General features: G+C 39.4%; 20 protein-coding genes and 1 pseudogene. 6 read left to right on the forward strand and 15 right to left on the reverse strand.

Annotation, left to right across the window (positions count from 1 at the left end; translation table 11 throughout):
* Positions 1 to 34: 34 nt before the first annotated feature.
* The 6 genes and pseudogenes from EVU92_RS18595 (at position 35) to ilvN (ending at position 7,503) form a co-directional block, all read left to right on the forward strand.
* Positions 35 to 418: a DUF3192 domain-containing protein gene (locus tag EVU92_RS18595; protein ID WP_054563904.1), complete on the forward strand. Its 384-nt coding sequence runs from the start codon at positions 35 to 37 to the stop codon at positions 416 to 418.
* Between the two features lie 6 nt (positions 419 to 424).
* Positions 425 to 2,122, forward strand: a complete 1,698-nt coding sequence (locus tag EVU92_RS18600; protein WP_130052653.1) for a hypothetical protein — start codon at positions 425 to 427, stop codon at positions 2,120 to 2,122.
* A 215-nt stretch (positions 2,123 to 2,337) separates the two neighbouring features.
* Positions 2,338 to 3,345: an isocitrate dehydrogenase gene (locus tag EVU92_RS18605; RefSeq protein WP_130052654.1), complete on the forward strand. Its 1,008-nt coding sequence runs from the start codon at positions 2,338 to 2,340 to the stop codon at positions 3,343 to 3,345.
* 212 nt (positions 3,346 to 3,557) lie between these two features.
* Positions 3,558 to 4,531: pseudogene (locus tag EVU92_RS18610) on the forward strand (transposase).
* A gap of 750 nt (positions 4,532 to 5,281) precedes the next feature.
* On the forward strand, positions 5,282 to 7,006 hold the full coding sequence (locus EVU92_RS18615; RefSeq protein WP_130052655.1) for an acetolactate synthase 3 large subunit: 1,725 nt from the start codon (positions 5,282 to 5,284) through the stop codon (positions 7,004 to 7,006).
* Positions 7,006 to 7,503, forward strand: coding sequence for an acetolactate synthase small subunit (gene ilvN, locus EVU92_RS18620; protein ID WP_130052656.1), 498 nt, complete (start codon positions 7,006 to 7,008; stop codon positions 7,501 to 7,503). Before EVU92_RS18615 ends, ilvN begins: the two co-directional genes overlap by 1 nt.
* Positions 7,504 to 7,585: 82 nt before the next feature.
* Here ilvN and EVU92_RS18625 read toward each other — a convergent pair whose 3' ends face one another.
* From EVU92_RS18625 to EVU92_RS18695, 15 genes are all read right to left on the reverse strand, one after another.
* Positions 7,586 to 7,861 carry an HU family DNA-binding protein gene (locus EVU92_RS18625; RefSeq protein WP_036972004.1) on the reverse strand — a complete coding sequence of 92 codons (276 nt, stop codon included), beginning with the start codon at positions 7,859 to 7,861 and terminating at the stop codon, positions 7,586 to 7,588.
* 204 nt (positions 7,862 to 8,065) lie between these two features.
* Positions 8,066 to 8,599 carry a DUF3833 domain-containing protein gene (locus EVU92_RS18630; protein ID WP_130052657.1) on the reverse strand — a complete coding sequence of 178 codons (534 nt, stop codon included), beginning with the start codon at positions 8,597 to 8,599 and terminating at the stop codon, positions 8,066 to 8,068.
* Entirely contained in the window at positions 8,592 to 9,089 is a 498-nt protein-coding gene (locus EVU92_RS18635; RefSeq protein WP_240701337.1) for a chalcone isomerase family protein, read from the reverse strand. Before EVU92_RS18635 ends, EVU92_RS18630 begins: the two co-directional genes overlap by 8 nt.
* Positions 9,090 to 9,144: 55 nt before the next feature.
* Positions 9,145 to 9,588, reverse strand: a complete 444-nt coding sequence (locus EVU92_RS18640) for a DUF2878 domain-containing protein (RefSeq protein ID WP_239977574.1) — start codon at positions 9,586 to 9,588, stop codon at positions 9,145 to 9,147.
* A gap of 28 nt (positions 9,589 to 9,616) precedes the next feature.
* On the reverse strand, positions 9,617 to 10,879 hold the full coding sequence (locus EVU92_RS18645; protein ID WP_130052659.1) for a cyclopropane-fatty-acyl-phospholipid synthase family protein: 1,263 nt from the start codon (positions 10,877 to 10,879) through the stop codon (positions 9,617 to 9,619).
* A 22-nt stretch (positions 10,880 to 10,901) separates the two neighbouring features.
* Positions 10,902 to 11,633 (reverse strand): DUF1365 domain-containing protein, encoded by a 732-nt coding sequence (locus tag EVU92_RS18650; RefSeq protein ID WP_130052660.1) that lies wholly within the window; start codon positions 11,631 to 11,633, stop codon positions 10,902 to 10,904.
* On the reverse strand, positions 11,626 to 12,882 hold the full coding sequence (locus EVU92_RS18655) for an FAD-dependent oxidoreductase (RefSeq protein WP_130052661.1): 1,257 nt from the start codon (positions 12,880 to 12,882) through the stop codon (positions 11,626 to 11,628). The genes EVU92_RS18650 and EVU92_RS18655 overlap by 8 nt, the downstream gene beginning before the upstream one ends.
* On the reverse strand, positions 12,879 to 13,589 hold the full coding sequence (locus EVU92_RS18660) for an SDR family NAD(P)-dependent oxidoreductase (protein ID WP_130052662.1): 711 nt from the start codon (positions 13,587 to 13,589) through the stop codon (positions 12,879 to 12,881). Before EVU92_RS18660 ends, EVU92_RS18655 begins: the two co-directional genes overlap by 4 nt.
* Entirely contained in the window at positions 13,589 to 14,017 is a 429-nt protein-coding gene (locus tag EVU92_RS18665) for a nuclear transport factor 2 family protein (protein ID WP_130052663.1), read from the reverse strand. Before EVU92_RS18665 ends, EVU92_RS18660 begins: the two co-directional genes overlap by 1 nt.
* Before the next feature lies 1 nt (position 14,018).
* A complete protein-coding gene (phrB, locus tag EVU92_RS18670; RefSeq protein WP_130052664.1) occupies positions 14,019 to 15,410 on the reverse strand; it encodes a deoxyribodipyrimidine photo-lyase in 1,392 nt (463 codons plus the stop codon).
* Positions 15,410 to 16,363 carry a DUF523 and DUF1722 domain-containing protein gene (locus EVU92_RS18675; RefSeq protein ID WP_130052665.1) on the reverse strand — a complete coding sequence of 318 codons (954 nt, stop codon included), beginning with the start codon at positions 16,361 to 16,363 and terminating at the stop codon, positions 15,410 to 15,412. Before EVU92_RS18675 ends, phrB begins: the two co-directional genes overlap by 1 nt.
* A gap of 10 nt (positions 16,364 to 16,373) precedes the next feature.
* Positions 16,374 to 17,024, reverse strand: coding sequence for a ChrR family anti-sigma-E factor (locus EVU92_RS18680; protein ID WP_130052666.1), 651 nt, complete (start codon positions 17,022 to 17,024; stop codon positions 16,374 to 16,376).
* Complete coding sequence (locus EVU92_RS18685) at positions 17,017 to 17,640, reverse strand: sigma-70 family RNA polymerase sigma factor (protein WP_130052667.1); 624 nt, start codon at positions 17,638 to 17,640, stop codon at positions 17,017 to 17,019. Before EVU92_RS18685 ends, EVU92_RS18680 begins: the two co-directional genes overlap by 8 nt.
* Before the next feature lie 62 nt (positions 17,641 to 17,702).
* Positions 17,703 to 18,281, reverse strand: a complete 579-nt coding sequence (locus EVU92_RS18690) for an LON peptidase substrate-binding domain-containing protein (protein ID WP_130052668.1) — start codon at positions 18,279 to 18,281, stop codon at positions 17,703 to 17,705.
* A 220-nt stretch (positions 18,282 to 18,501) separates the two neighbouring features.
* The gene (locus EVU92_RS18695; protein WP_130052669.1) at positions 18,502 to 18,780 is read right to left on the reverse strand and encodes a hypothetical protein; all 279 of its coding nucleotides are present in this window, start codon (positions 18,778 to 18,780) and stop codon (positions 18,502 to 18,504) included.
* Between the last annotated feature and the right edge of the window lie 224 nt (positions 18,781 to 19,004).

Genomic DNA, 19,004 nt, shown 5'->3' on the forward strand with positions numbered 1-19,004 from the left:
ACTGAAAATTCGCGTTAGTTTTATAGAGTTACACATGTTTAAAAAGGTTTTCCAATATCTGGTACTTGGGTTAGGTGTTTATGCACTGATAGCAACCCTAGTGATCACTTTTTATAAAGATGATCCGCAAGCTATGATTTGGCAAGACCGTGAAGCTTTTAATAAACGCTATATCGCGAAACTATCTATTGATAAGCCCGAAAACCTCAATGCTGTACTTGATTATTTAGGTAGCCCCGATCTAACCTATGCTAAACGAGTTGAGGACAATGTTTGGCAAATTATTTTTTATCGCACTCAGCATGTTAAATCTGATGGGATAACCACTATAGATGAATGCACAGGCCTACTTTTTAAAAATGGTCAGCTGGTATTATGGGGACCAAGTGCCTATGAAAGCTATCAACAAGAAACCTAACAGCTTATGATGGAAAACGTGACGCCACGAGAATTGGCACGCTTATTTGATAGTACGCACCAGTTACTCAAGCTTTATCATCAAAAGCAAAAATGGTCACAAATTTTCCCTATACTAAGTAATCTTGCCGAGCGGTATTATCTACTATATCAAGCCTGCCCAAAAGGCATGCAAGCGCAATTAAGTTTGTATGTTGCGAACCACGGCTACACGACCAATTTAGTCGTAAACCAATGTGTTATTGCCTGTACTTTATGCCACAGCCTTAACTACAACCAAGCAATTAGTGAACAGATAATTAGCTGTTGTTTAGCCAATTACCTATGTGTGCAATCACAAAGCAATAAATTAGCCGCAGGCCAAACACTCACAGCTCAAGATAAAAAGCTTTGGCAGTGTCGTCATCAATTAGCCGCAAAACTACTCAAAGACTCAGGCCCACATACGCTTTCTATTCAGCATTTATTAGCTCGTTTAAATAAATATAAACAAGCACTATTAAGCGCACCAAAAATTATGATTTACGATGGTGCAACAACCCTAGTAGCTCTAGCTAATATTATTGCTATGAATACGACTTATCGCGATTCGGGTGGTCATATTAGTATGCACAAAGCTATGGCTGATATCTACTTGCGCACTCCGAACGAGTTTGCTCAAAGTGCTATAAAAGCATTGATTGCTCATATTGGTCCTTATATTCCAGCAAGTGAAGTAAAGTACGCAGAGCAGGTGCTTATCTATTTAGCCACAGATGAACATGGCCGCCATATTTTAGTTGATGCCAGTTGCCCAGATAAAATTCGCTGGCACCGCTTTAAAGCAAACTTAACTATTTTTGACAAACAAAGACTTTGTAAAGATACTCGTTTGCTATACACCGTATGGTTTAGTGAAAACATTAATTTTGCCGAGCCACAGCCTTTAAATCAGCAACGTAGACAACAATATTTAGAGCTAATTAGCACATTAAAAGTATCAAAAGAATACAGCTACCGTAGCTTAGATAAGCTTTTAAGCCCCTACCCTGAATTGATTACGCAGCTTACTGTTGCCGTTAAGCCCTATAATAAAGAGCAGCAAAGAGCTAAAGACTTACGCCATTGTTTATCTATGGTCGGATACGATAACGCCCCTGCGATTATTCAAAAAGTCTTATTTCAACGCTTAGTTGCAACCACCTCTCATCCGCTTTTTCAGCATATATCTAAGCGCCTTGAGAATATGGTGCGAATTATCCAGGCGCTATTTAAACACATCGACTCAATTCAATTTGAACAGGTTGCTTTGCCGTTATATGCCTATGTTTTGTTCCTTTGCGAGCATCAAGCAACTAGCCTTTCACGTAAAACCATTTTTGAACAAGCCGAAGAACAGATAATAAGCCCGCCACTGGCTTGTTTATTTGGTGTTAGTCAATTAAACCAAGAACCTCTGACGATGTATTTAAATCAGCTGATTGGCGACAATAGCTGGACTCAGCATTTACTAGGTAGTGAGCAACATAAAAAACAGCAACTTGATATCAACGAAAAGCATTGGGTCGCAATTAAGCTTTTTACTTATTATGTTTTCCAACCAAAAGCCCTGTTTAGTAGTTGGCAAGAGCAAATTATTTCCGATAGTTTATTGGCTGCTGGTTGGCAATCAAAAGCAGATTTTTATGCATATCTCAAAAACTGTGAATTTGCAGACAATTTTTAGAGTGTGTTGTTAAAAAGTGCGAAAACGTTAAATAAATATGAACTTTAGTCTGTTTATAGTCAGTATTCACAGGATAAACTGGCAAAAAGCTGAATAAATTGCTATAAAAGCCGCTTAAATTTTCAAACACATTCACGTAAACCTTCTAACAAGTAAATCGCATGCTATTTCGCGACGAGTTTACGTGTTTATCTACTCATAAATAGGAAAAGTAAATGGCTAAACAAACCATCACAGTGATCAAAGGCGACGGCATTGGTCCTAGCATTATTGATTCAGCACTTGAGATCCTTGAAGCTGCAGGTTGCGATTTTGATTATGAATTCGTTGATGCTGGCCTTGCTGCCCTAGAAAAAACTGGTGAGTTACTGCCGCAAGAAACAATCGACACAATCGCGCGTAACAAGATCACTTTAAAAGGCCCATTAACTACACCAGTTGGTGAAGGTTTCACTTCAATCAACGTAACTTTACGTAAAAAGTTTGGCCTATATGCTAATGTTCGTCCTGTTAAATCATTCGCAGGTACACAAGCTCGTTACGACGATATCGACATCATCACAGTTCGTGAGAACACACAAGGTATGTACTCTGGCCTTGGTCAAGTAGTATCTGAAGATGGTAACGAAGCAGAAGCAATGTCTAAAATCACCCGTGAAGGTGCAGAAAAGATCGTAACTTTTGCATACGAGTTAGCGGTACGTGAAGGCCGTAAAAAAGTAACGGCTGTGCACAAAGCTAACATCCTTAAATCAACATCTGGTTTATTCTTAAAAGTTGCACGTGAAGTAGCTGAGCGTTACCCGCAAATCGAATCAACAGAAATGATTGTTGATGCAACATGTATGAAACTAGTTATGACTCCTGATGAGTTTGATGTAATTGTTACTACAAACTTATTTGGTGATATCTTATCTGACTTATGTGCAGGTCTTGTTGGTGGTCTTGGTATGGCTCCTGGTGCAAACATTGGTGAAGATGCAGCTATCTTCGAAGCCGTACACGGTAGTGCTCCAGACATCGCAGGCAAAAACCTTGCTAACCCAACCTCAGTGATCTTAGCATCTATCCAAATGCTTGAGCACTTAGGTATGGCTGACACTGCAGAGCGCATCCGTAGCGCAGTTGCTGATGTAATCAAAACAGGCGACCGCACAACGCGTGACCTAGGCGGCAGCCACGGCACTACAGACTTCACTCAAGCTGTAATTGAGCGTCTATAAGAGAACAATTGTTTAGGGCTTATGACAACATAACCCTTAACCCCCCTACCAAAAGCCAGTCTCAGACTGGCTTTTTTATTACCTCTAATTAATCAGACACCCACTTTTATTTATCAAGATAAGAAAAGCAAAACAAGACACCCAACTTAATATTTCACATTCCTAAAAATTGTGCCTAAACTTAGATTGTTCAACTCATGGAGGAGAAGAGCATGGCAACCCCTCGTAGAAACTTAATTAGCGTTTCAAACACACCTTACTACCACTGTATTTCACGCTGCGTTCGTCGTGCTTATTTGTGTGGTCAAGACCCACTAACCGGTCGTTCTTATGAACACCGGCGCGAATGGGTAGAAAAAAACTACTCAAACTCGGTCGAATATTTTGTATTGATGTTTGTGCCTATGCAGTTATGAGTAATCATACTCATTTGGTTCTACACATTGATATAGCAAAAGCTAAGCGTCTAAATAATAAAGCTATTCTGATTAGGTGGCACAAGTTATTTAAAAGCACTTTTCTTTGTCAACGATTCTTAAATGGCGAATTACTAACACAAGCAGAGCTTTCAGAGGTGAATATCAGAGTAAATATATACCGAGAAAGACTCAGCAGTATTAGTTGGTTTATGCGTGTGCTTAATGAGAGCATTGCACGAAAGGCCAATCAAGAAGATGAGTGCAAAGGGCGATTTTGGGAAGGTCGCTTTAAATCGCAAGCCTTGCTAGATGAAGCCGCACTTGCAGCTTGCCTTGCTTACGTTGACTTGAACCCAGTAAGAGTAAAAGTAGCTGATTTACCAGAGCGTTCTGATTATACAAGTATAAAAACACGCATTGAATCAGCTCAAAAAGACAAACAACCTAAATCATTGATGCGTTTTGCTAGTAAGCCACATAATCATATGTCTAAAGGCTTACCATTTGAGCTTAAAACATATTTGCAGCTCGTTGATTGGACTGGCCGCTCAATACAAAAGGGTAAACCCGGTGCAATACCTAAAGACGCACTACCTATCTTAGAACGATTAAATATCTGTGCTGACAACTGGCTTACACTCACCACCTCATTTACACAGTCATTCAAAAATGCAGCGGGTAAAGAGAGAGCTATCAATGCATATACAAATCGCATGAAGCGACAGCGAAGAAGCTCGATTACAAATAGTTTAGCTTTATTTGCTTAGTTGCATGTTAGGCATTGAGTTTCTATTTTATAAACTAAACTTCCTTGCAAACTGGAGGCGACCCCTTCTTTACAAGTAGAGTTACCCTGTACGCACAATTTAAAAATAAAGCCATCATATTAGATTGCTTTTTTGAAGAGTCCCCATCAAATAGTACAAAACTTCTTAGTCTATATAATTTGTTGACCTCGACTTACATCTTACTAAATGACCGCTTGCTGTTAGAAATTAATTTGGGTGTCATGTTTTGAGATAATTTAAAGAAGCTTTTTATTAAAATGGGTGTCTAAATAAATATCTCTTATAAAGTGGCTAAGTTATGCATTTCAGACATGAAAATGCATTATCTATTGGTAGAGTTATTAATTAACTACACGAACGATTCAATGCATAGTTACACCATCAAAATCAGGATAAACAAAATACAGATGCAAAAAAACCAACATAAAAATCAAATATGGAAAAATTAATGCAAAAACACTCTTTTGCGGTTGACATCAGTTTCTAAAACACTTAAAAATACTACTAACATTTTTTAAACAGCAAACATTTAGTCTGCTGTCTGTTTTTAGAAGAAATTAAGAATAATGAATATTCGCCGCCACCTTTTAGTCGTCAACGTTCTCGTACTGGTCTTAGTTACAAGCCCAGCGGGAGGCTATTAAAAGGTGAAAGCACGCTTTTTAAAAAACCCCCGCCTTATGCGGGGGTTTTTTTATGCATTTATGCTGCACAGATAGAGGAATGAGGATGAGTACAACTGAATATAATGGATCCGAACTAGTTGTTCGGGCACTTAAAGAATTGAATGTAAAGTATATTTTCGGCTATCCTGGCGGGTCTGTCCTTGATTTATATGATGCGTTATTTCAACAAGAAGATATTGAGCATATATTGGTACGCCACGAACAAGCTGCTACTCATATGGCTGATGGTTATGCCCGTGCGACTGGTGAAGTTGGTGTTGTACTTGCAACCTCAGGCCCAGGTGCAACAAACTGTGTTACAGGTATTGCTACTGCTTACATGGACTCTATTCCTATGGTGGTACTTTCAGGCCAAGTTCCTACAGGTTTAATCGGTGATGATGCATTCCAAGAGACTGATATCGTTGGTTGCTCTCGCCCTATCGTAAAGCACAGTTATAACTGTCGTAGCGCAAAAGATATTCCAACAATCTTAGCCAAAGCATTTTATTTAGCCAGTACAGGCCGCCCTGGCCCGGTTGTGGTTGAACTACCAAAAGATATGCTTAACCCTGAATTAAAGTTTCCGTTTGAGTTTCCAAAAACGACTGAGCTTAGAACTTATAACCCGAATACCAAGGGTCATTCAAAACAAATTCGTAAAGCTGTTAGCGCTATATTAGAAGCTAAAAAGCTGGTTATTTATTCAGGTGGCGGCATCATACTTTCAAACACCTCTGAGCAACTAACTCACTTGGTTGAATCATTAAACGCACCGATCACTAATACCTTGATGGGTCTGGGTGGCATCAGCGGTACGCACCCTAACTTTATTGGCATGTTAGGTATGCACGGTAGCCTTGAAGCAAATAAAGCCATGGCAAATGCTGATGTTATTTTAGCCTTAGGTGCTCGATTCGATGATCGGGTAACAAATAATGTTAAGAAATTTTGCCCAAATGCCACCATCGTTCATGTTGATGTTGACCCAACCTCAATATCTAAAACAATCAAAGCGCACATCCCAGTTGTTGGCTGCTTACAAACTGTACTTGAACAGTTACAAACGGCGATTGATAAAAGCTCTATTTCAATTGATCGTTCTGCACAAGAAGATTGGTGGCGTCAGATCATTAGCTGGCGTGAACAAAAATGCCTTAGCTACAGCACCGATGGCGATAAAATCAAACCACAAGCGGTTATCGAAGCAATCTACAAGGCAACCAATGGTGATGCTTACATCAGCTCTGATGTAGGTCAGCATCAAATGTTTGCAGCTCAGTATTATCCGTTTAAACACCCACGCCAATGGATTAACTCTGGTGGCTTAGGCACTATGGGCTTTGGTTTACCTGCGGCAATGGGCGTGAAGCTTGCTTTCCCTGAAAAAGAGTCAATCTGTGTGACTGGAGATGGTTCAATTCAAATGAACATCCAAGAACTATCAACCTGCTTACAATACAATTTAGCAGTAAAAGTTGTGTCGTTGAATAACCGCTCTCTGGGCATGGTGCGTCAATGGCAAGATATGATGTATTCAGGTCGTCACTCATCTTCTTACATGGAATCACTTCCTGATTTCGTAAAATTAGTAGAAAGCTATGGTCATATAGGTATTCGCGTTGATCATATTGATGAGCTACAACCTGCTATTGAAAAAGCCATGTCTATAAATGACAGGTTAGTATTTTTAGATATCTGTGTAGATGAGAAAGAACATGTTTACCCTATGCAAATCAAGCTAGGGGCAGTCGATGATATGTGGTTACGTAAAGGAGTAAAAGCATAATGCGCCGTATTTTATCAATCTTATTAGAAAACGAACCTGGCTCGTTATCGCGCATTGTAGGCTTATTTTCACAGCGCGCTTACAACATCGATAGCCTTACTGTTGGCACGACTGACGATCATTCTCTGTCGCGTATTACCATTACCACTATGGGTGATGATCGTATCGTTGAACAAATCACCAAGCAAGTGAACAAGTTAGTAGATGTCCTCAAGATTATTGATCTAACCGAAATGGCGCATATTGAACGTGAGCTATTGCTAGTTAAAGTATTTGCCCAAGATGAGACAACTCGTGCAGCAGTAACTCGTGTTGCAGATGTATTTCAAGGTGCTATTTTAGATATGGGTCGCCACAGCTACACTCTACAGCTTGTAGCGAGTACTGAAAAGATCGAATCTTTCCTTGATACCCTGCGTCATGAAACCGATATTATTGAGGTAGTGCGTTCAGGTGCAGTTGGCATTGGTCGTGGTGATAAAGCGTTAAAGGCGTAAGCCTTTTTCGCAGTAGCGATTAAATTACAGACACAAAAAAAGGGCTATAAGCCCTTTTTTCAATAAATAGTAAGTTACCCTATTAAGGATTAACTTGGTCTTTAAGACCTTTACCCGCTTTAAAGCTTGGGATAGTTGCTGCCGCAATTTGAATTTCTGCACCAGTTTGTGGGTTACGGCCAGTACGCGCTGCACGCTCTTTTACTGAGAAAGTACCGAAACCAACTAATGCTACTGAGTTACCTTCTTTAAGAGAGTTAGTAACTGCGCCAGTGAATGCATCTAGTGCACGAGTTGCTGCCGCTTTTGAGATTTCTGCATCAGTAGCAATTTTTTCAACTAATTGAGCTTTATTCATTGTTAGATTCCTATTCGTTATTATTTTGCCTTCGCAAAACCTATCTTTATGCATTTTTGAGAAGTTAGCAACAGCAAATTGCTATTTTTACGTAATTTATTCAAAAATGACTACTATTTAACTATCAATCACAAGGTTAGTGACATCAGTATTAATAAAGACTTAATTTAACTTCCATAACTAAATTTTATGATAGCCAAACCATCATTCAATTTTCTCGATAACTAAGGTAACTTCCCCAACCTCAAAGCCAAACTTATCAATAGCGGTACGGTTTATCAAGCGTGATTGTGTTACCAAGTACATCCAATCATCGAAATTCACCACTAAAGTACTATCTTTATATGGAAGTTCGACAGAATATGTCCAGTGGAACACACTACCATTACTATCACCCTTTGCTTCTCCAACCACATCTGAGGCTGTACCTGTGATACTGCCATCTTCATTGATGGTGATATACCAAATACGCGTTTGCGTTTCGCCATCATCATAAACAAATTGCTCGTCAATCACTCCCTGATTGCCATCCCAAGTTGCTTTCATATCGACAACCAGCTTACGAGTTAATTCACCTTTATGGTCTTGAACAACGCCGTAGGCTTTGAGCTTTCCGCTAAAAAACTGTTTAAAGTCAAACTTAGGTTCTGTGCCTTGATAATAATCAACGTTTGGCGCAGAGCAGCTGGTAATTAACAATACCATAGCAAAAATAAAAAGTGCTTTGAGCTTAATCATGTTTCCCTCCAATAAGCTGTTTTCGAAGTGATGGTTCAGAAGTGTCAGGACTTAACCAAATTGCTAAAAAGTTATTAGCGAATTTATTGTCACCAACCTGACCTAACTTTTTGTCATTAAAGTAGAAAGTACCAATGCCTTGCTCGTTCGTACGAAACGACAGCGAATCATTCTTTTTGATATCAGGCCAAAGGGCTAATAACTGTTCGTCGTATGCACCTACCATGTCATTGAGCTTTAAATGTTGCCATTGCTCGTTGGTTGCTTTAACGATGTCTTTTGCATCAAAATCACGTAAATAGGTAAGTGTTAACTTGCTGGGGTGCTGACCAAATTGATACGAACCCGTTGGCGTTTCTAGTTTGGCGTTATACACATCCCAAAATAGATACTCCATCTTGACTTGTCCTACTGTTTTAAAGCCGTTTGCGATAGCCCCTGCTGAAAAAAATAACGCAGCAAACAAGGATAATTTAAGTGACTGATACATCAATAAATCCTAAAAGTTGTGTTATTAATCATTACGTAAAGCATAACTGAACTGATCATTTAGACGCTAAAAATCGCTTATTAATAGTGATGATAATCATAAACATGCTCGCCCATCCTAAACCATAAATAAGCCAAAACTGCCAAATAGCAAATTGTGTGTTAAGTACTTCAAAGCGCATCCCAGCGTAGTAACTGGCTGGAGCAAATAACGCGCAAACACCCCAGCCAATATACCAAGGCAACTTTTGTAGAAATTTCATCGAAGTATTAATAGTTAGAAGTAGCGCAGTCCAAAGTACAGCAAGCCATAAGGGAAAGGGACTCTCTTTAAAAGCGAGTAAATTAAAACTACTCGCTAGCCATTCATAGCCTAAAGCAAGCGGTAAGCCGCATAAAATTAGCCAAATATCTTGTCTTCGCTGCGTTGATAAAAAAGTCATCACAGCTACAACAGCTAAAGCGGGTATCAGAGAATTGTGTTCGAGGAGTAAGGCCATAAACCAAACTCCTTGAAACAACGCAAAATTAATAATTGAGCGCGATATCATCGCCAGAATGGCCAAAACGCGGTTTACGGGCAACTAAATGAACGGTACTGATGGCGCGGGTTCTAAATGCTCCTTCACAGTAAGCTAAGTAAAATAGCCATAAGCGATAAAAACGCTGGTCAAATTTCACTTTATCTATTTCAGGCCAACTAGCAACAAAGCGCTCACGCCAATCAGCCAAGGTTCTTGCATAGTGAACACCAATATCTTTGACACTATGCACGACCATGTCTGTTTGCTGCTTTATTTGCTTATTCATTTCATCTAAGCAAGGCAGGCAGCCACCTGGGAAGATATATTGCTGAATAAAGTCTGAGTTCTTTAGGTAATGACTGTAACGCTGATCAGCGATGGTAATTGCTTGGATAAGCATTGCACCACTGTCTTTTAATAAAGACTGACATTTAGCAAAAAAGCCTGGTAAGTACTCATGACCTACTGCTTCAATCATTTCGATTGACACAAGCTTATCGTATCTACCTTCTAACAGACGATAATCCTGCTTCAGTAAAGTGATTTTATCCTGAAGTTTTAGCTCTTTAACTTTTTGTTCTACATAAGCATGTTGCTCATCAGAAATCGTCGTAGTCGTAACATGACAATCAAAATGTGTTGCAGCGTAAATCGCAAAGGCGCCCCACCCTGTGCCAATCTCAATAACAGAATCACCTGGCTGTAAATCGACTTGCTCACAAATTAATGCCAGCTTATGAGATTGGGCTTGTTCAAGGGTGGCTTGTTTTGAAGGATACACTGCACAAGAATACAGCATTTCATCACTTAAAAAAGCACTGTATAGGTCGTTACCTAAATCATAATGCGCTGCAATATTCTTTTTCGAACCGCTGGCTGAGTTTTTATTTTTAAGATGATTAAGTCTGTGCGCAATACCACTTAAAAAAGCAAATTTTTTCTCAAAGGCATCTAGTTGATCTTGATTAAGGGCAAATATTTCAATAAGTTTAGTGAGGTTGTCACAATCCCAATAACCAAGAATGTAGGCCTCACCAGCACCAACACTGCCAGATAAAGCAAATGACTTATACATCGCAGCATCATTCACTGTAACCGTTGCGTTCAAATCACTTGTCAAATCACCGAAATGCTCTTTTTGATCACCTTCAATGAGCGTAATACGTCCAGTATCTATACTGTTGAATGCACCTATGACAAGTTTTTTATACAGCTTTGTCATCCAGCCAGTCGTTGCGGCTTGCGTTAAATTTGATACTTTTTCCATCACATCACCTAGTTGAATTCTCTTATTTGCCCGAGTGACCAATAAATGGCACACGTTTGCAAAACAATTTCAAAGCATGAAGGTAAATACCCTTAAAGATACTAAACGTCATAGCCGGAAACTGTTTAAGCACGGCACTAACCCGCTCCTTCGTCAGGAGGTGCTTTTTCAAACGCAGGGTTGCATCAAACAAAAGAGTCTCGTCTTTTTTATTTTCAATATGAATCATGGTGTTATCAGAATTCATTCTAATATTCCAATGATAGTTCATATCTAAGTTCATGAAAGGTGATACGGAGAAAACCTTTTTAAAGTTCACTTTTTTTTCAAGAGGTACTACATAATAATGACGTTCATTCCAAGGGGTATTGCTTACTTCAGCAAGCATGTGGGTAAAGTCACCATTACTAGTTTGAAAGAAGAAAAAGTTTACAGGGCTAAAGTACAGCCCTAAACAACGCATTTGTCCGAGCATAAAAACATTGGCAAATTCATTAGAAATGCCTAGCTCTTTAATTTTATTAAGCGCACGCTGCTTGAGTGGTAACTGCATATCAGTTTGATAATTAAAGTAATCACTTTGTTTAAATTTAAGAGCCTTAAAGCCACTAGAACCAAGCCAAGGGTGAATACCATTTAGCTCATTAGGATTTGCTAAATCAACCCACATCATATAAAGCGGGTATTTAAAGTGATGCTCTTTAACCGCAAAACGCCGATGACGAACATCACCTATATAAATAGCACTATTCAAACTCTACTCCGAGTTTTTGCGCCACATTGACAGCACTTCTAACACCGTCTTCGTGGAAGCCGTTATACCAGTATGCTCCGCAAAAATAGCTATTGTTTTTTCCATCAATCAAGGATTTTTGCTGCTGTGCTGCTATCGACTCTTTGTTAAATACTGGATGGTGGTACGTAAACTCTCGTAGAATTTTATCTTTGTTAATGCCATCAAGGTGGTTAAGTGTGACACAAAATTGTGTGTCGCTTTTAATTCCTTGTAGAATATTCATTTGATATGTGACAACAGCGGCTTTGTCTGTGTTGTTGTTTAATAGGTAATTCCAGCTAGCCCACGCAGCTTTTCGTTTTGGTAAAAGTGTTGTATCGGTGTGTAGTACCACTGAGTTAGCCGTGTAAGGTATAGCTGAGAGAACACGTTTTTCGTCTGCGCTTGGGTCTAATAATAGGTTTAATGCTTGATCGGAATGGCAAGCAAACACCACCTTGTCGAATGTTTCGCTATGGCCATCATCAAAATGCACATGCACACTGCCATCTTTTCGAGATACCGAGCTGATATTGCTATTTAAACGAATTTTATCAGCAAAGCCTTGGATCATCGGTTTGATGTATTCGCGAGAACCACCCGGAATAACATACCACTGCGGGCGATTAGTAATATCCAGCAAACCGTGGTTATAAAAGAACTTAACAAAAAACTCTACGCCAACTTGCGCCATTTCTTTTATACTTGTTGACCAAATAGCAGCCCCCATCGGCAAGATATAATGGAAACGGAAAAAATCGTTAAAGTGATGCTCGTCTAAAAACTCACCTAAAGTTTGGTTTGCCTTATAATTTTTTTCAGCATGCAATGATTTACACACTTCATTAAAACGAACGATGTCTTTCAATAGTTTCCAAAATTTAGGGCGAAAGATATTACGTTTTTGAGCAAATAAACTAAAGAAGGTGTGGCCATTATATTCAAATCCCGTTTGCTCATTATGCACACTAAAACTCATTTGCGTTTTCTGGCGTTCAACACCTAAACGCTCAAGTAATTTTTCAAAATACGGGTAGGTCCGGTCGTTAAATACAATAAAGCCTGTATCAACAGCGTATTCAACGCCATCAACCTTTACGTCAATGGTTGCAGTATGGCCACCTATGTAATCGTTTTTCTCAAATACGGTTACATCGTAATGTTTGTGCAAGAGGTGCGCACAGCTTAAACCTGCTATGCCTGATCCAATAACAGCCACTTTTTTCAACGTGATAATCCTTTTGCAAGCTTCAGCCACAACGGCGTAGGAAGCATTCTTAAAAATTTTAAAATGAAGGTAAAACGATGCGGAAAATGCACTTCTTTGCGCCTTTTCGCGACACCTTTAAAAATATAGTTTGCCGCTTCTTCTGCGCTGACTGCCATTGGCATAGGAAAGTCATTTTTTTCTGTCAGCGGCGTTTTAACAAATCCGGGGTGAACTAGCGTGACATCCACATCGTTTAAATCAACAGCTAAGCTGTTAGCTAAATAACTGACTCCCGCTTTAGAAGCGCCATAAGCTTGGCTACGTGGTAAAGGCAAGTAAGTTACACTAGAGCTCACTATAACGAGCTGCCCACCGGGTTTTATTTTTGGTAACAATGCCTCAAGACAATAGCCCATACTAAGTAGATTGGTGGTGATCACACGCTCGAACAAACTACTATCAAAATTACGTGCATCATCAATGTATTCACAATTCCCTGCATTTAAAATGACACGATCAAATTGCGTATATGCCACTGTGCTCGAACGTATATCCTGAAGGTCTGTTGCATCAAACTGGCAAGACTCGATATTTTGGTACTGACTTAATTTGGCAAGCTTTTCTGTATTCCTACCGCAAGCAATAACTTGCTCACCCTTGTCTGCATAAAGCTTTGCCAATGACTCACCAATACCAGAAGTTGCGCCTGTAATTAATGTCGTCATTATGCACTCGCCCTTTTATCGATAAATTTTACAGCAGAACCAAGCACTGGAATATGCCTGTAAAGCATAGCCCCTACGTCAAAATAATCGCGATGCTCAATAATTTTGTCCTCATTAAATTTTAAGCGGCTATGTCCCTCAACTGAAATTGCTTGGCCTTTTTTAAGTTTTGGATGACGATACTGCATGGTCCAATAAATAAACGCGTTTTCCTCTTTACTATAGGTATTTTCAATAACAAATTCGCAGGAAATCACATTAGCATAAAGATTTTTAAAATAATCACGCAGCGACTCAAGACCATTTACCGCATGCAAGGGATCTGCAAACTGAATGTCTGGGTGATAGATATCATCCAATAACTGTAAATTATCTTTATTGAGTGTTTGATAAACATTAATAAATCTATCAAGGGTCGCCTTTTCCATGTCACACCTTAAATGCGTTTAACGCTCGCTCTCGCGCTGCTTTATGATCAACAATTGCTGGCCAATAACTGCTCGACTTACCCTGTTTCGCTAAATAGTCATGCGGAAAATGGATTTGCTTGGCAGGAATTTTTTCCAGCTCTGGTAAATATTTACGGATAAATTCACCATCTGGATCAAATCGCTCACTTTGAGTGATTGGATTAAAAATTCGAAAATACGGCTGAGCATCACAGCCTGTGCTTGCAGCCCATTGCCAGCCGCCGTTGTTAGATGCTAGATCACCATCAATAAGGTGTTGCATAAAAAAGCGCTCACCTCTACGCCAATCAATTAGTAAGTGTTTAGTTAAAAAGCTCGCTACCACCATACGTAAACGATTATGCATCCAGCCAGTTTGAAGTAACTGCCTCATAGCGGCATCAACCAATGGGTAGCCTGTTTTACCTTCGCACCATGCTTGAAAGTCACCTTCATCATCACGCCATGCCACAGCGTTGTATTTCTCGCTAAAGTTGTCGTATTTACTTAGGTTTGGATAAATCGCCATAAGGTGACGGTAAAATTCACGCCAAATCAGTTCGTTTACCCAGCAAAACAAGTTACTTTTGCTGCTGCGTAATACATCAGGATGACGCTGTTGAATAAGTGCTAATAATTGCTGAACGCTGACAATGCCAAGAGCTAAGTAAGGACTTAAACCAGAGGTGCCTTTGATGCTTGGGATATCGCGTTGCTCTTGATAGCTTGCTAACTTTTCTTCAATGAAACGTGCGCAAACGTGGCTTAGCGTTTCATCATCAACAGGCCATTTATCTGAGCTACCGTCTGTGGCTAACAACTCACTTGACTGCCACTCAATAGGCTCGAACATCTGAGGCGGCTCAGCAAAATAAAAATGGGTGTCTTGATAAACTTTAAGCCATGCATTTTTAAATGGCGTAAAAACTTTAAACATCTCACCGCTTTGATTTTTGATACTCCCAGGCGGCGCAATTACATCACCATCGTAAGCATAAAAGGTAATGCCTTTACTGTCAGCATGCTGTAAAAAAGCTTTATCACGGTTAACTTCGTTAAGCTCATATTCGTTATTGGCATATACATTTTTTACTTGGTGTTGATCGCAAAATAACGCTAATTTTTCTACGCATCCAACGTAATCTTTCGCATCAATAACATGTAATTTAATACCTTTGCTGGCTAAAAGTTCACCTAGAAAACGAAGCCTGCGTTTTAGTAAATCGAGCTGAATTGCTGCTACATCATGCGCTTGCCATTGCTTTTCGGTAATAAAAAAAACCGCATGCTGGCAACCATTTTCGATAGCCTGATACAAAGCATCGTTATTAAAAAGGCGCAGATCGCGCCTAAACCAAAATAATGTATTCATTAAATTCCGTAGCGTAATTTTAGTTCGTTCGGATATGGATCGAGGTAGACTTGTTTGGCTAGGTACTCATTTGGATGCACTTTTAAGTGATGCTTTATCAGTGTAAGTGGTACGTAAAGTGGCACTAATCCTTGGCGGTATTCATCAATTGCATCGCGCAGTTCTTGTTTTTCAATCTTAGAAAGCGATTTTTTAAAATAACCTTGCAAGTGCATTAATGTATTGGCGTTATTTTTACGTGATGCTGGCTTTTTAAGGGCTGTCATTAATCCCAATATGTACTCATCAGCTAAGGTTTGGATGTCTTCGCCATCAAAAGTGCCAAGCAGATTTCCCAAGTTCCGGTAAGCTTCATAGTTATGTGCCATTAATAAGTACTTATACTGGGCATGAAATTGAGTCAACCTATGAACTGTAAGAGGCTGCTCGCTCAACGTTTGCCAGTGCTTGTAGGTATAAACACGCATTACAAAATTTTCACGTAAATGCATATCGTTTAAACGGCCGTTTTCTTCACAAGGCAATAATGGGTTATGTGCCATTATTTGCTCTGCAAAAAAACCAACCCCTTCTGAAGTGTTACCCGTACCAGCTTCGTTATAAATTTTAATGCGTTCCATTCCGCAACTAGGGCTTTTCGCACAAAACACAAAACCACTTAATTCTGCGGTTTGCTCTGTCGCAACTCGTTTACCGTACTCAGTTAATTTAGGGCCAACATCGCCAGTGCCATCAGGGCGGCACACTTTGATGGTATCGCCAACACGCACTTGACGAATTGTTGGCCTAGGTATAGGTAACCCTACCGCCACTTCCGGGCAAAACTTTTTATATTCAACATGGTTAGCCAACTCATCCATGCAAAAATTAGATTTCTTGTGTCCACTGTCAAAACGCACTTTGTCGCCTGCTAAGCAAGCGCTTAAACCAATTTTAATTGTTGATTGCTGCATATAAACCCTACTAATAGATAAGATTACCAATTGGGTTGAGTAATTTACTAATACCTTTATTGAAGTGAAGCGCACTGCTAACGACTGTAAAGCACAAGCACCCTTCAATCGTTTTTGGCGTGTGATTGTGGCGACCATCTAACATCATAAAATCACCTGGTACGTAATGTCCGTCTTCATCACTGAACTCACCATCTAATAATAAAGTTAGCTCAAAACCCGTATGTGTGTGCTCAGGAATTTCACCACCGGCATCAATGTGCAACAGGCTTGCCCTTAATGGACCATCATCTAAATCAATGCGTGAACGGGCAAGTTTACCTATTTGCATAAAATTACTGTGGCCAATGCGCGTAAGCGCTCTGGGTAATGTGTAGCTTTTATCTTTAACATCAACAGAAACCTGTGCTTGCTCATACACTTCATCAATTGATTCATCTGCAGTAATTGCATCAAAAAGGCTTATGTCTAACATGTCATCCGAATCGGTAGCGACCTCGGTAAATACACTGTCAGCATTTTTTGCCTCAAGAGCGGCTATCTCTTTTTGACACACTGGGCACATTTCAACATGAATAGCGACTGCAACACTCAAGGTGGCAGGTAGATTACCCTCACTAAACTTGGCAAGTAATTCGTTGCTTGGATGGTGCTTAATCATGGTGTTCTCCCATTTCATTGCGTAACTTCTGCAAGGCTAAGCGAAGACGAGACTTCACTGTGCCTACGGGAATGTTTAAGTGCTCAGCAAGTTGCTCTTGCGACATATCTTGAAAGTAGACTCCGCGCACGACTTCACGTTGTGCAATCGGTAATTTATCAAGATATTGTTTGATTTGTTTATCTTCTAAATGGTCACTGAACTCGTGTTGCCCCGGCTGGGCTTCATCAATTAACGGCCAAATATCTTCACTGATACACTCTTCTTTACTACTTTTCATTTTTCTGAGCATATCGAAAGACGCATTTCGCATAACTGTATAAACCCACGTTGTCGCCGCACCTTTTTCTTTGTGATAAAGATGCGCTTTACGCCATACAGAAGTTAACGTTTCTTGAACTAACTCCATCGCTTGAGCTTCAGAACCAAATTGCTTTATTCCAAAACGTTTAATTTTTGGCGAGAAATATTGGAAAAGTATTGCGAACGCACGCTTATCGCGGTGCTCGGCAACAGCAAATAAAGCATCAGCAAGCTCTTTGCTTGGTGTATCTGGCATGGCAGAGTATTGACCTATGTTAGGTTTACAACCTGTGTTAAGTTGTTGACTTACCATCTTTGTGTCATCCAATTATTGTCGTTTAAAGTAATACGGCAAAAAGTTGAGGTTAGATCACATTAATTAGTAAATTCGTTGTTAATTAGAGTATGGAGGAAACTTAGCAAGTTTTCAAAGTTAGATTTAAAAGCAAGTTGTTGTTTTTTAACTAATGAAATAGGCAAAATCTCAAGCCAACGGGCAACAACCCAGGCAAGGTTATCAAATTGTGGGGTTTTATAAAGGCCTGCTAAATCTGGCTGATTTGCAAACACAGCGCGAAGCGTGTGGCTTAGTAAGGTATTTTCATCGTTGATTGGTGTGTTTATGTACCACGAAGGTGACGAAATTCTTTCGATATCAGCATGACGTAACTGCTGCTTATCCTGATTAGCATTATGAATAGATACCGCATGCTCAGCATAAACATCAATTAATAATTGGCCGTTATCATCTTGATTGAAATCGGTTATTTGCATTAAACAACCTATTTCGGGCAAGTTAAGATCTGTGTCATGTTGGTAAGTGCAAAGCACAAAACCTGTATTATCTTGTACAGCTTCTTTGACCATCGTTAAGTAACGTTGCTCAAATATTCTTAGCTTGGTGAACCCTTCAGGTAAAATAAAAACCGGTAAAGGAAAAATCGCACGCTTCATAAAGTCTACTATTCTAAAACCACATGCCTTTAATTACGTGCGCTTTTAATCCGCCGATCAATATTTCATGAAATCTTAATATCTACTTTATACTTTAGAAGTTAAACCATTGTGCAACGTTACGAAATAATTCGATAGATGCATATGCACTGAGTAAACTCAAAACCGGTGCAACCATAAGTAAAAATAAGCTGATTTCACTACTCATTATCTTGCTTCCTTACTGTTTGTTTGTTGCTTTTGGAGCTTGTGCAACTTTTAACTCTTCTTCTTTCGAAGTAATTGCATCTTCACTCATGTAAGTATCTAGTAACTTTTGAGCATCAAACTCAATGCTGTTCATTACGCTTTGTTTCAGTTCGTTACTTGCTTGCTGAACATAGCTTTTAACAGATTGTGTAATTGTGTTGCTGATATCTAATTCAAAGTCAGTAGCGCTTGCTTGAGTTGACCCTAATACAAGTAACGCAGCAGTAGTTAATTTAAGTGAGTTATTCATAGTGGTATTCCTTGTCTCTTTAAGTAATTAGTCGTAATTACTTAATCAAAGGTTGTGCCACTCTGAAAATATTTTTTAACCCATTGATTTTCAATAACTAAAATATTAATCTATTTTTTATTCCTATTCAGTGGTGGTTAATAAAACCAACTGATTTAGATATTTTGACCAATATTTAGTTAAAAAATAAGCGTTGCCAATTTCGGCGCACACTTGTACACTGA

Source organism: Pseudoalteromonas sp. MEBiC 03485, from assembly GCF_004195145.1.
Classification (GTDB): domain Bacteria; phylum Pseudomonadota; class Gammaproteobacteria; order Enterobacterales; family Alteromonadaceae; genus Pseudoalteromonas; species Pseudoalteromonas apostichopi.